The sequence below is a fragment of the Xanthomonas sp. PPL134 genome, assembly GCF_040595915.1.
In the GTDB taxonomy this organism is placed as follows: domain Bacteria; phylum Pseudomonadota; class Gammaproteobacteria; order Xanthomonadales; family Xanthomonadaceae; genus Xanthomonas_A; species Xanthomonas_A indica.
The window spans coordinates 1-11,475 of the sequence record NZ_JAMDLL010000015.1; the positions used below are offsets into that span (position 1 = coordinate 1).

13 protein-coding genes and 1 riboswitch are annotated in these 11,475 nt (G+C 72.7%); of the genes, 7 read left to right on the forward strand and 6 right to left on the reverse strand.

The genetic code is table 11. From position 1 onward, the window contains the following. Window positions 1-172: 172 nt before the first annotated feature. Window positions 173-556, reverse strand: coding sequence for a MerC domain-containing protein (locus tag M3U25_RS18270; protein ID WP_242160123.1), 384 nt, complete (start codon window positions 554-556; stop codon window positions 173-175). Window positions 557-631: 75 nt separating this feature from the next. On the opposite strand from M3U25_RS18270, the gene M3U25_RS18275 reads away from it, so the two are divergent. Then, a complete protein-coding gene (locus M3U25_RS18275; RefSeq protein WP_355503211.1) occupies window positions 632-1,957 on the forward strand; it encodes a GTP-binding protein in 1,326 nt (441 codons plus the stop codon). A gap of 176 nt (window positions 1,958-2,133) precedes the next feature. On the opposite strand, the gene M3U25_RS18280 is transcribed toward M3U25_RS18275, so the two are convergent. Beyond that, on the reverse strand, window positions 2,134-2,997 hold the full coding sequence (locus M3U25_RS18280) for an EamA/RhaT family transporter (RefSeq protein ID WP_355503209.1): 864 nt from the start codon (window positions 2,995-2,997) through the stop codon (window positions 2,134-2,136). 86 nt (window positions 2,998-3,083) lie between these two features. On the opposite strand from M3U25_RS18280, the gene M3U25_RS18285 reads away from it, so the two are divergent. Beyond that, window positions 3,084-3,749, forward strand: coding sequence for an alpha/beta family hydrolase (locus M3U25_RS18285; RefSeq protein ID WP_355503207.1), 666 nt, complete (start codon window positions 3,084-3,086; stop codon window positions 3,747-3,749). Further along, on the forward strand, window positions 3,746-4,843 hold the full coding sequence (gene zapE / locus M3U25_RS18290; protein ID WP_242160126.1) for a cell division protein ZapE: 1,098 nt from the start codon (window positions 3,746-3,748) through the stop codon (window positions 4,841-4,843). Before M3U25_RS18285 ends, zapE begins: the two co-directional genes overlap by 4 nt. A 22-nt stretch (window positions 4,844-4,865) precedes the next feature. Here zapE and M3U25_RS18295 read toward each other — a convergent pair whose 3' ends face one another. Then, window positions 4,866-5,252, reverse strand: a complete 387-nt coding sequence (locus M3U25_RS18295; RefSeq protein WP_355503204.1) for a hypothetical protein — start codon at window positions 5,250-5,252, stop codon at window positions 4,866-4,868. Between the two features lie 144 nt (window positions 5,253-5,396). Here M3U25_RS18295 and M3U25_RS18300 point away from each other — a divergent pair, with 144 nt between their 5' ends. The 3 genes from M3U25_RS18300 (at window position 5,397) to M3U25_RS18310 (ending at window position 7,307) form a co-directional block, all read left to right on the forward strand. After that, entirely contained in the window at window positions 5,397-5,855 is a 459-nt protein-coding gene (locus tag M3U25_RS18300; RefSeq protein WP_355503202.1) for a MarR family transcriptional regulator, read from the forward strand. 87 nt (window positions 5,856-5,942) lie between these two features. Beyond that, window positions 5,943-6,374: an organic hydroperoxide resistance protein gene (locus M3U25_RS18305; RefSeq protein WP_019800967.1), complete on the forward strand. Its 432-nt coding sequence runs from the start codon at window positions 5,943-5,945 to the stop codon at window positions 6,372-6,374. A 162-nt stretch (window positions 6,375-6,536) separates the two neighbouring features. Further along, window positions 6,537-7,307 carry an NAD-dependent deacylase gene (locus M3U25_RS18310; protein WP_355503199.1) on the forward strand — a complete coding sequence of 257 codons (771 nt, stop codon included), beginning with the start codon at window positions 6,537-6,539 and terminating at the stop codon, window positions 7,305-7,307. 30 nt (window positions 7,308-7,337) lie between these two features. On the opposite strand, the gene M3U25_RS18315 is transcribed toward M3U25_RS18310, so the two are convergent. The 3 genes from M3U25_RS18315 to ompR form a co-directional block, all read right to left on the reverse strand. Next, window positions 7,338-8,261: an alpha/beta hydrolase gene (locus M3U25_RS18315; protein WP_355503197.1), complete on the reverse strand. Its 924-nt coding sequence runs from the start codon at window positions 8,259-8,261 to the stop codon at window positions 7,338-7,340. Between the two features lie 76 nt (window positions 8,262-8,337). Further along, a complete protein-coding gene (locus M3U25_RS18320; protein WP_355503195.1) occupies window positions 8,338-9,606 on the reverse strand; it encodes an ATP-binding protein in 1,269 nt (422 codons plus the stop codon). Continuing rightward, the gene (gene ompR, locus M3U25_RS18325; RefSeq protein ID WP_242160132.1) at window positions 9,603-10,331 is read right to left on the reverse strand and encodes a two-component system response regulator OmpR; all 729 of its coding nucleotides are present in this window, start codon (window positions 10,329-10,331) and stop codon (window positions 9,603-9,605) included. Before ompR ends, M3U25_RS18320 begins: the two co-directional genes overlap by 4 nt. 177 nt (window positions 10,332-10,508) lie before the next feature. On the opposite strand from ompR, the gene M3U25_RS18330 reads away from it, so the two are divergent. Next, window positions 10,509-11,036 carry a hypothetical protein gene (locus tag M3U25_RS18330; RefSeq protein WP_355503192.1) on the forward strand — a complete coding sequence of 176 codons (528 nt, stop codon included), beginning with the start codon at window positions 10,509-10,511 and terminating at the stop codon, window positions 11,034-11,036. Window positions 11,037-11,222: 186 nt separating this feature from the next. Then, window positions 11,223-11,444, forward strand: a riboswitch (cobalamin riboswitch). Window positions 11,445-11,475 lie beyond the last annotated feature (31 nt).

Sequence of the window (11,475 nt, forward strand, 5' to 3'; positions counted from 1 at the left end):
ATCAAAAGCCCGAGCAACAGCAACAGCAGAAGCAGCGGCAACTGCCAAAGCGTCAGCAACAGCAGAGGCAACGGCAACTGCCAAGGCGACAGCGACAGCAAGCTGCGCCTCGACCCTACTTGCCGCTCGGCGACCGCACGCTATGCAGCATGTCCCGCGCCCGCGCCTGCACTCAATGCTGGCAACGCTGCCGATGCCGCCGCCAGTTCCACAGGTGCGCACTGGCCAGGGCCAGACTGCCGCTGACCGTCATCGCGGTTTCGCTGGCCTCGTCGGGAATGCCGAAGGCGCCGGCCAACAGACCGAGCAGCCCCAGCGCCGCCAGCGTCCACAGCGGCCAGGGCAGCGCATCGCGCTGGTGCCCGCGCCACAGCGCCAACCCCGCCAACGGCGCGGCGATCGCCACGAACACCACGTGCACCCACTCGGCCTCGGCCCAGACGCCGAACAGCGGCAACGCCGCGGCCAGCAACGGCAAGGCCAGGCAGTGCAGCAGGCACAGCCCGGACAACACCATCGCCGAGGCGTCGAAGAAGGATTGCGGCAGGGATTTCATGGGCGGTCGCTCCAATGCATCAAGTGTTATATAGTAACATTTATAGCCCGCCACGCCTCCGCGCCGATGCCCGCCATGCCTACTGCCGCCGTTTCCGATCGCCGCCTCCCCGTCACCGTCCTGTCCGGCTTCCTTGGCGCCGGCAAGACCACCCTGCTCAACCGCGTGCTGCACAACCGCGATGGCCGCCGGGTGGCGGTGATCGTCAACGACATGAGCGAGGTCAACATCGACGCGGCGCTGATCCGCGACGGCGGCGCCGCGCTCAGCCGTACCGAAGAGACGCTGGTCGAGTTCAGCAACGGCTGCATCTGCTGCACGCTGCGCGACGACCTGCGCCAGGAGGTGCAGCGCCTGGCCGAGAGCGGGCGCTACGACTACCTGCTGATCGAATCCACCGGCATCTCCGAGCCGATGCCGGTGGCGGCGACCTTCGCCGTCCGCGATGCCGACGGCCGCGGCCTGGCCGATGTCGCGCGCCTGGACACCATGCTCACCGTGGTCGACGGGGTCAGCTTCCTGCGCGACTTCGGCTCGGCCGAGCGCCTGGCCGACCGCGGCCTGCAGGCCGGGGCCGACGACGAGCGCGGGTTGGTCAACCTGCTGGTGGAGCAGATCGAGTTCGCCGACGTGATCGTGATCAGCAAGGCCGACCTGGCCGATGCGGCCACCCTCGACCGCACCCGCGCGGTGCTGCGCGCGCTCAACCGCGATGCGCGCATCGTCGAGGCCAGCCGCGGCGACGTGCCGCTGGAGCTGGTGCTGGATACCGGCCGCTTCGACTTCGTGCGCGCGCAGCTGGCGCCGGGCTGGATGCAGGCGCTGCGCGGCGAACATGCACCGGAGACCGAGCAGTTCGGCATCGGCAGCTTCGTCTATCGCGCGCGCCGGCCGTTCCACCCGTTGCGCTTCGCGCGGCTGGCGCAGCGCGGCCTGCGCGACGTGATCCGCAGCAAGGGCTTCTTCTGGCTGGCCAGCCGCATGGACTGGGTCGGCGAACTGTCCATCGTTGGCGCGGCCACTCAGACCCAGGCGGCCGGCTTCTGGTACGCGGCACGCGAGCGCGTGGACCGCGGCCTGCTGGAGACGCCGCTGGTATTGCCGCCGTCGCCGCTGCCGTACACCGAGCTGGGCTGGCAGCGCCAGCAGACCGCGTGCTGGAACGCGCCGCCGCCGCAGGCCGAGGAGGTCGGCGATGCGCGCGAGTACGCGGCGTTGCGCGCGATGTGGCATCCGCTGTGGGGCGACCGCCGCCAGGAACTGGCGGTGATCGGCGTCGGTCTGGACGAGGCGCGGGTGCGCGCCGAACTCGATGCCTGCCTGCTCGACGATACCGAGCTGCGGCAGGGGCCGGTGGCGTGGCAGGGGTTGGAGGATCCGTTTCCGGTGTGGAGGCGTTGAGGGGCCGGGAATCGGGAATCGGGAGTGGGGAATCGTAAGAGCGGGCTGCGGGCGCCGAGGGATGGTTGCCAGCGCCAGGGCCGACGATTCGCGGTGAGCGGTGTCCAGAGCGGATAGGCGTTGAGCGGCCTGGAATTCGGGAGTCGGACCTGGGACGCGCAGGCGCGCGCTGCAGGTTAGCCGCGCGCACCCAGCGCGATCAGCACGATCGCCGGCACCGCCAGCAGCAGGCCGAGGCGGTTCCAGCGGTTGGTGCGTTCGCCGAAGACGGCCACGCCGAGCAGGGTGCCCAGGCCGATCACGCCCAGGTTCATCGCCGCGAACACGCTGGCCGGGCTGTCCGGCAGGGCCTGGTGCGCGCGCACGTAGAACAGGATGTTGCCGAAGTTGAGCGCGCCCAGCAGCAGGCCGGCGCCGAGGTTGCGCCAGGCCAGCGGCGCGGTGCCGCGCAGGTGGCGGCACAGCTGCACGCCCAGCAGCAGCACGAAGGCCAGCGCGAAGGCGACCAGCAGCGAGGCGGCGAACGGCGTGCCGGCCTGGGCGATGCGCTTGAGCAGCACGTCGATCGTGGCGAAGCCGACCCACACCAGCAGCAGCCACGGCGCGGTGCGTGCGGCGCCGTGCGGTGCCGGCGCAGGCCGCCGCACGATGCCGGCGATCGCCAGCAGGCCCAGCGCCAGGCCGGCCAGTTTGGCGGCGTTGCCGCGTTCGCCGAACCAGAGGAAGGCCGCCGCCAGCGACAGCAGCAGCGACAGCCGTTGCGCGGCGTCGGTGCGCACGATGCCCGCGCTGGCCACCGCGCGGCCCAGCACCAGGAAGATGCCCGGCAGCAGCACGCCCAGGGCCAGCAGCGCCGCCCATGGCGTATGCGCGTCTTTCAGCGCGGCCAGCGGCGGGTGCAGCAGGGCCGCGCACAGCGCCAGCGCCGCCAGGTAATTCCAGGTCACCGCCTGGGCCAGGTCGATGCGCCGCTGCGGCGCCAGCTTCAGCAGCGCCGAGACCAGCACGCTGCACACCACACTCAACAGGACGAAGACCACGCGCAGCATCCGGATCGGGAGGAAAAAGAACGCTGCGTGCACCGCTTCGGCATGTGGCCGCGACCCAGCCCCGGTATTATGACCGCATGACCTCTCCCGCTTTCCCCACCGCCTCCGGCGCGTTGACGCTGCAAGGCCCCGCCGGCCCGATCGAGGCCGCGGTCGATCTGCCCGACGCCGACGTGGCCGCGCTGCCGGTCACCGCCATCGTCTGCCATCCGCTGTCCACCGAGGGTGGCAGCATGCACAACAAGGTGGTGACCATGGTCGCGCGCGCGCTGCGCGAACTGGGCGTGCGCGTGGTGCGCTTCAATTTCCGCAGCGTCGGCGCCTCCGCCGGCAGCTTCGACCACGGCGACGGCGAGCAGCAGGACCTGGCCGCGGTGGCCGCCTGGGTGCGCGCGCAACGTCCGCACGACGCGCTGTGGCTGGCCGGTTTCAGCTTCGGCGCCTACGTCTCGCTGCGGGCCAGCGCGGCGCTGCAGCCGCAGGTGCTGATCTCGATCGCGCCACCGGCCGGGCGCTGGGATTTTTCCGACATGGCGCCGCCGCCGCAGTGGCTGGTGATCCAGGGCGAGGCCGACGAGATCGTCGATCCGCAGGCCGTGTATGACTGGCTCGAAACCCTGGAGACGCAACCGCAACTGGTGCGCATGCCCGACACCAGCCACTTCTTCCATCGCAAGCTGATCGACCTGCGCGGCGCGCTGCAGCACGCGGTCAAGGCCTGGCTGCCGGCGGCGCAGGCGTGAGCGCGGCGACATTGCCGTCGCAGCGCTACGCCGAGGGCGTGGCGCGCGGCGACTGGCGCGACGATCCGGCCCAGCATGCGGCGCTGGCCGAACTGGACCGCATCCACGTCGCCATCGTCGATGGCGACCAGGAGGGCTGGCTGGACCGCCTGTCGGCGTTCTGGAAGAAGCCCGAGCCGGTGCGCGGCCTGTACTTCTGGGGCGGGGTCGGCCGCGGCAAGACCTTCCTGGTCGATCTGTTCTACGACGGCCTGCCGATCACGCGGAAGTACCGCACGCATTTCCACCGTTTCATGCGCGGCGTGCACGAGCGTCTGCGCGAGCATGCCGGGCAGAGCGATCCGCTGGCGAAGATCGCGCAGGAGTGGCGCAGCCGGCTGCGCGTGCTGGTGCTGGACGAGTTCTTTGTCACCGACATCGGCGATGCGATGCTGCTCTCGCGCCTGCTCGAGCGCCTGTTCGCCGAGGGCGTGACCCTGGTCACCACCTCCAACACCGCGCCGCAGAACCTGTACCTCAACGGCCTGCAGCGCGACAGCTTCCTGCCGGCGATCGCGCTGCTGCAGACCTACTGCGTGGAGCTGTACGCCGAGGGCACCGAGGACTACCGCATGCGCGCGCTGACCCGTTCGCCGGTGTACCGCGCGCCGCTGGCCGAGGACAGCGACGCCTGGCTGGGGGAACGCTGGGGCGCGCTGACCGGCAAGGCCGAGGCGCGCCGCGGCAACATCGAGATCGAAGGGCGCAAGATCCCGGTGCGTGCGCGCGGCAAGAGCATCGTCTGGTTCGATTTCGTCGCCTTGTGCGAAGGCCCGCGCGGTCCCAGCGACTACATCGAGATCGCGCACGAGTTCACCACCGTGCTGCTCGGCGGCATCCCGCACTTCGACCGCATGAACGAGGATGCGGCGCGGCGCTTCGTCAACCTGATCGACGAGCTGTACGACCGCCACGTCAACCTGGTCTGCACCGCACAGGATCCGCCGCCGCTGCTCTACACCGGCGAGCGCCTGGCCGGGGCCTTCGAGCGCACCGCCTCGCGGCTGATCGAGATGCAGAGCGCCGAGTACCTGTCGGCCGCGCATCGGGTCTGAGCGCGACAGCGGCCACGCGCGCTCAGCGCACCGCGCCGGGCCGGCACAGCCCGGCGACGAAGCGCGGCATCAGGCCCGCGCCTGCAATCTCTTCCAGATAGGTGGCCGCCAGGCAACTGGCGCCGCCCTCGCGGTGTGCGCAGCGGGCCGGCCCGGACGCGCCGTCCTGCGGCAACTGCCGATCCATCGCCTGGCGCTGCGCCGCGGCCAATCCGTCGCGAAAGCGCTCCTCGGCATCGAGCAGGTCGGCGGGGGTCAAGCGGTCGGTCGGCACGTCGGGGCACTGGCGGCGGGTTTCGCGGGCCAGTGCGTCGGCGCCGGCACCGACCAGCACCGGGCCGTGGGGCAGGATGTTGGGCACGATGGGGGCAGCGCCGAGCGCGGCCAGCAGCAGGAACGATGCGCGCATGCGGAAGCTCCTCGGGGATGCGCGGCAGCGTAGTCCTGCGCCGGCGGCGGCAGGTGGCAGGACGCGGCGCTCGCTTCAGCAGGGAGTTAGTGCGGGGCAAAATATCGCTTGCTATTGAATAGCGCACGATGTAATTTACCACCCATGGACCGCACCTCTCCCCCTGACGCCACCGCCCTGCTGAAGCTGGACACCCAGCTGTGCTTCGCGCTGTATTCGGCCAACCTGGCGATGCACAAGCTCTACCGCGGGCTGCTGCGCGACCTCGGCCTGACCTATCCGCAGTACCTGGTGATGCTGGTGCTGTGGGAGCAGGACCAGCGCAGCGTCTCGGACATCGGCGAGCGCCTGTTCCTGGACTCGGCCACGCTGACCCCGCTGCTCAAGCGCCTGGAGGCGGTCGGCCTGCTGACCCGCAGTCGCGCCGCCGACGACGAGCGCCGCGTGCTGATCGCGCTGACCGCCGAGGGCCAGGCCCTGCGTGCGCGTGCGCAGGCGGTGCCGGAAGGCGTGCTGTGCGCGGTCGCCTGCGACCTGCAGCAACTGACCCGGCTCAAGCACGACCTGGAAGAGGTCCGCGGCAAGTTGCAGGCTGCGGCCTGAGCGAATCCCGCCCGATCGCGCATTCCCTCTATCCCCATTCCCCTCTACCCCATGGCGCCGCGGCGCCGCCCTGCTAGGAGAACCACCATGGCTTCACCGACCACCATCGTCTACACCGCCACTGCCACCGCCACCGGGGGCCGCGACGGCCGCGCCGCCACCCCGGACAAGGCGCTGGACGTCAAGCTGTCGACCCCGCGCGAGCTGGGCGGCGCCGGCGGCGACGGCACCAATCCGGAGCAGCTGTTCGCGGCCGGCTACTCGGCCTGCTTCATCGGCGCGCTGAAGTTCGTCGCCGGGCAGGAGAAGGTGAAGCTGCCGGCCGAGCCGAGCATCGAAGGCCATGTCGGCATCGGCCAGATCCCGGGCGGCTTCGGCATCGCCGTGGAACTGCGCATCGCGGTGCCGGGCCTGGAGCGCGCCACGCTCGAATCGCTGGTGGAGAAGGCGCACCAGGTGTGCCCGTACTCCAACGCCACCCGCGGCAACATCGACGTCAAGCTGGTCGTGCTCGACTGAGCCAGCGGGATGTCCGGGCCGGCGCCTGCGCCGGTCCATGGCGACACGCGACGGGCGGCCACTGGCCGCCCGTTCGCGTTGCAGGCCCGCGCGTGTTGCCGCGCACATTGAGGCTGCCTTGCGTCAATGCAATAGTGTGCGCTTCATCAAAGCGGGCGCGCCATGCTCAGTTCCGCCTACAACGCCGAGACCGTCGCCGCCTTCCTGCAGGGCGCGCGCCGCGTGCTGGTGCTGACCGGCGCCGGCATGTCCGCCGAGAGCGGGGTGCCGACCTTCCGCGGCCAGGACGACAGCCTGTGGTCGCGCTTCGATCCCGAGCAACTGGCCACCGAGGACGCCTGGCGCGCCGACCCGGCCCTGGTCTGGGGCTGGTACCGCTGGCGCATGGCGATCGTGGCGCAGGCGCAGCCGCATGCCGGGCACCTGGCGCTGGCGCGCCTGGCCGAGATCCGCCACACCACCCTGGTGACCCAGAACGTGGACGATCTGCACCAGCGTGCCGGCAGCGAGGTCGCCGCGCACGTGCACGGCCGCCTGTCGGCGCTGCGCTGCAGCGACTGCGGCCAGCCCTGGCGCGGGCTGCTGCCGCCGATCGACGTGCAGACGCCCAGCCAACGGTTGCCGCCGCCGGTGTGCGCGGCCTGCGGCGGCACGGTGCGCCCAGGCGTGGTGTGGTTCGGCGAAGCGCTGCCGCCGGCGGAGTGGGCGCGGGCGCAGACCGCGGCGGACGCCGCCGACCTGGTGCTGGTGATCGGCAGTTCCGGCCTGGTCTATCCGGCCGCCGGCCTGCCGCTGCAGGCCAAGGAGCGCGGCGCCTGCGTGGTCGAGATCAATCCCGAACCCAGCGCGCTGTCGGCGCGCGCCGACCTGCACTGGCGCGACAGCGCCGCGATGGCGCTGCCGTTGCTGCTGCAGCAGTGCATGGTGACCTGAGCCCGGTGTCGCGGGGGCCGTGCGCCGCGCTCAGCGCAGCGTGCGCAGGAACGCGTCCACCGCCGCGGTATAGGCCGAGGGCAGGCCCAGGTCGCGGTTGAGTTCGGCGTGGCTTGCATCCTGCGGCAGCACCTCGACACGGATGCCGCGGGCGTTGGCCTTGGTGGCCAGGCGCCGCGCCTGTGCGCAGGCATCGGCGCGGCGACTGGAGCACACCGCCAGCAGCGGCGGCGCGCTGGCGCCCATGACGTGGTACGGCGAGTCGGCGATCCAGTCGCTGGGTGCGCTGCCGAACGCGCGGTCGTACAGCGGCAGATGCCGTTGCTGCATCACCTGCTCCACGTCCATCGCGGCGCTGTCCAGCGCCACCGTGCCCAGCGGTCGGCGCGCCCCGGCCTGCGCCAGCAGGTCCGGCGACAGGTCCAGCAGGCTCACCAGGTGCGCGCCGGCCGAGTGCCCCATCAGCACCAGCCGCGCCGGATCGGCGCCCCACTGCGGCGCCAGGTGCTGGATCCGCGCCACCGCGCGCGCCACGTCCTGCGCCTGCTGCAGTGGCGTCGCCTGCGGCAGCAGGCGGTAGTTCACCGACACCAGCGCTTGGCCTTGCGGCAGCCAGTGCGCGACCTTGTTGGCGGCCACGCCCGGGTTGTCCTTGTCGCCATCGGCCCAGCCGCCGCCGTGCACCATCACGATCAGCGGGGCCTGGCGCGCGCCGGCCGGCAGGTACACGTCCATGCGTTGCGCCGGGTCCGGGCCGTAGGCGACGTCGCGCAGCACCTGCGCCCCGGCTGGCAGTGGCGCAGGCGCGGTGTGGGCGCGGTCGCCCTGCAGGCGCTGCAGCAGGCGTGTGCGCAGGCGCCCGTCCTGGGCTTGGCCGGGGGCGGCGGCGAGCAAGGGCAGCAGCAGCGCCAGGGCGAGCAGGCCATGGGCGGGCGAGGGGCGGGACAGGCGCATGGGCGGAGCACTCCTTGAAGGACGGCGAGCGAGGTCGTGGCGCGGCCGGCCCATGTGGGCGCCGGCACGCGCCGGGTCATGCCGGGCGCAGGTGCAGGGTGGCGCACAAGCCGTGCGGGGCGATGGGCTGCAGCAGCAACTGGCCGCGATGCTGGCGCGCGACCCGCTCGACGATCGCCAGGCCCAGTCCGCTGCCGCCGTGGCCGCCGTGCACGAACGGCTGCAGTGCACGCGCGGCCAGCGCCGGGTCCAGGCCGGGGCCGTGATCGCGCACCTCGATGCGCCAGCCATCGCCGCCGTCGCCGTGCAGGCGCAGCTGGAACGGCGCGGCGCCGTGCCGCTCGGCATTGCCGATGAGATTGCCGAGCGCGCGCTGCAGCGCCAGCGGCCGCCCGTGCAGCGGCGCCTGTGCGGGCAGTTCGCAGTCCCAGCCGGGCTGCGCCGCGGCCAGCGCCTGCCGGCAGAGGTCGGCCAGGTCCAGGGCCACGGCGGGTTCGTCGCGGCCGTCGCGGGCGTAGGCGATGAATTGCGCCAGGATCGCGTCGATCTCGCCGATGTCGCGCTCCATGCCCTCGCGCAACGCCGGCTCCACCTGCGGCAGCAGTGCCAGCGCGTACTGCAGCCGGGTCAGCGGGGTGCGCAGGTCGTGGGAGATGCCGGCCAGCAGCAGCGCACGCTCGGCCGCGGCGTGGCGCACCTCGGCGCTGGCTTCGGTGAGCGCCTGCGCCAGCGCGGCGACTTCGCGCGGGCCGCCGGTGGCGATCGGGCCGGCCTGTTCGCCGCGCACCAGGTGCGGCGCGGCTTGCGCCAGTTGCCGCAGCGGTCGCACCAGCCGCCGCGCGACCAGCGCAGCGGCGAGCCAGACCAGCAGCGTGCAGGCGGCCAGCATCGCCACCGAGAATCGGCGCAGGCCGTGTCCGCGCGGCTGGCTGGAGAACGCGATCCACAGCGGCGTGGGCGTGGCCAGCTGCAGCCACAGGGTGCCGTCGGCGTCGCGGCGCAGCGCGCGCCCGGGGCCGAGCTGGTCGGCCGCGCGGCGCTGCACGGCGTCGGCCAGCGGGCCGACGGCGCTGGCCGTGGGCGGCGCGGTGCGCACCTGCTGGCCGGCCTCGCGCAACGCCGGCGCCAGCGCGGCGGCGGCCGGCGAACGCTGCAGCGCCTCGGCGACATTGGCGAAGCCGTGCAAGACCCGCAGTTGCTGCTGCGCCGCCGGCCGCAACGCCAGTTCGCGGCCGAGCAGCAGCGCCAGCAGGCCGGCGCCGGCCAGCACCAGCGCGATCACCAGGGCCAGTTGCCCGAACAGACTGCGTGGCCAGCCGGCGGCGCGGGAGGCAGGCGCGCTCATGCCTGCGGTTCCGGCGGCACATACACGTAGCCCACGCCCCACACGGTCTGGATCAGCCGTGGCGTGCGCACGTCGTCCTCCAGCAGCTTGCGCAGGCGCGCGACGATCACGTCGATGCTGCGGCCCAGCGGCTCGTGCTCGCGGCCGTGCGCCAGGCTGGACAGGCGGTCGCGGCTCAGCGGCTGCTGCGGGTGCCGCAGCAGCACCGACAGCACCGCGAATTCGGCGGTGGTCAGCTTCAGCGGTGCGTCGTCGCGGCGCAGTTCGCGCCGTCCCAGGTGCAGGCGAAAGCGGCCGAAGCCGATCTCGCCGCCGTCCGGCTGCGGCGCGCCGGCGCCGCCCGGGCGGGTGCGGCGCAGCACCGCGCGGATCCGCGCCAGCAACTCGCGCGGGTTGACCGGCTTGGGCAGGTAGTCGTCGGCGCCGATCTCCAGGCCGACGATGCGGTCGATCTCGTCGCCCTTGGCGGTCAGCATCACGATCGGGGTGGCGTCGCCCTGGCCGCGCAGGCGTCGGCAGATCTCCAGGCCGTTCTCGCCGGGCAGCATCAGGTCCAGCACCACCAGGTCGTAGTGGCCGCGCGCCAGCGCCTGCTGCAGTTGCACGCCGTCGGCCACCGCCTTGACCGCGAAGCCCTGGCTCTCCAGGTAGCGGCACAGCAGGGCGCGCAGGCGGTCGTCGTCGTCGACCAGCAGCAGGCGGGGAGCGGGCGCGGCATCGTGCATGGATGCCACTATCGGCTGCGCCGGCGCCCTACGGCAACGGCGGCCGCGGCGCAACTGTAAGCGGATGTTTCCGCCGCGGGCTGCGGCAACATCTGCTGGCCGATGCGGTGCCCCGCGCGCCGGCGCCGTGGCTACGGTGACCTCGGCAGCATGCCGCTGCCGTCACCGGAGAACGCCATGTCGCTGTCCCCTCGCACCACCTGCTTGCTGCTGGCGCTGGCCGCCGGCGTCCTGGCCGCGCCCATCGCCCACGCGCGCGAGCACACCCGCACACGCAGCGCCGGCGCCACCGATGGCATCCGCCACGCCGCCGTTCAGGCCAGCGCCAGCGGCGCCCACGGCAGCGTGCAGCGGGCCCGGCAGTGGCAGGCCGACGGCCAGGGCAACGCCAGCGCAAGCAGTGCCGCCACCCGCGCGACGACCGCCGGCGGCAGCGCCACGCGCCAGGGCAGTGCGTACCGCGATGCCGACGGCAGCGCCAGCCGCCAGGGCAGTGCCAGCGTGCAGCGCGCCGACGGCGCCAGTGCCAGCAGCAGCGGCAGTCTGGTCCGGGCCGCCGACGGCACCCTCAGCGGCAGCCGCCAGAGCAGTGTCGACGGCGCGCAGGGGAGCTACCAGGGCAGTACCAGCGTGCAGGACGGCAGTGTCGTCCACACCGGCACCTGCACCGACGCGGGCGGCACGGTGGGGCCGTGCCGCCCGTAAGCATCGGCGCGGCGCGAGGTGTCGGCGGGGGCGGAAGGTCTCCGCCAGCGGCCGGCTTCACAGCCCGATCACGGCCGAGAATGGCCTACGCGGACGGGCCGGCGCTGCCGGAAATCGGCAAACCGTTGCCAGGCTTAGGTTTTCGTAATTTGACCCATATTTAGCGTTGACGCCGTTGGCCGACCACACTATCTTGGGGTGGTCGGTTCCTGCGGCCCCAAGCCGCGGGATCAAAAGGGAAGCCGGTGCGGCGTGCCAACGCCAATTCCGGCGCTGCCCCGCAGCGGTAATTGGGAACGAACCCGTCATCCGCACTGAGGCGCCCGCCTTGGGAAGCGACGGGCTAGGAACCGGCCACGCGGCCGTCGCCCATCAGCCCGAAGACCTGCCGACAGCCGCGCGAAGCACACCGCGCGGCGCCGACCGTGCGATCTCCGGG

Coding starts and splice junctions, on each gene's coding strand:
- M3U25_RS18270 (WP_242160123.1), bottom strand. CDS start 556: ATGAAATCCCTGCCGCAATCCTTCTTCGACGCCTCGGCGATGGTGTTG.
- M3U25_RS18275 (WP_355503211.1), top strand. CDS start 632: ATGCCTACTGCCGCCGTTTCCGATCGCCGCCTCCCCGTCACCGTCCTG.
- M3U25_RS18285 (WP_355503207.1), top strand. CDS start 3,084: ATGACCTCTCCCGCTTTCCCCACCGCCTCCGGCGCGTTGACGCTGCAA.
- M3U25_RS18295 (WP_355503204.1), bottom strand. CDS start 5,252: ATGCGCGCATCGTTCCTGCTGCTGGCCGCGCTCGGCGCTGCCCCCATC.
- M3U25_RS18300 (WP_355503202.1), top strand. CDS start 5,397: ATGGACCGCACCTCTCCCCCTGACGCCACCGCCCTGCTGAAGCTGGAC.
- M3U25_RS18305 (WP_019800967.1), top strand. CDS start 5,943: ATGGCTTCACCGACCACCATCGTCTACACCGCCACTGCCACCGCCACC.
- M3U25_RS18310 (WP_355503199.1), top strand. CDS start 6,537: ATGCTCAGTTCCGCCTACAACGCCGAGACCGTCGCCGCCTTCCTGCAG.
- M3U25_RS18315 (WP_355503197.1), bottom strand. CDS start 8,261: ATGCGCCTGTCCCGCCCCTCGCCCGCCCATGGCCTGCTCGCCCTGGCG.
- M3U25_RS18320 (WP_355503195.1), bottom strand. CDS start 9,606: ATGAGCGCGCCTGCCTCCCGCGCCGCCGGCTGGCCACGCAGTCTGTTC.
- ompR (WP_242160132.1), bottom strand. CDS start 10,331: ATGCACGATGCCGCGCCCGCTCCCCGCCTGCTGCTGGTCGACGACGAC.
- M3U25_RS18330 (WP_355503192.1), top strand. CDS start 10,509: ATGTCGCTGTCCCCTCGCACCACCTGCTTGCTGCTGGCGCTGGCCGCC.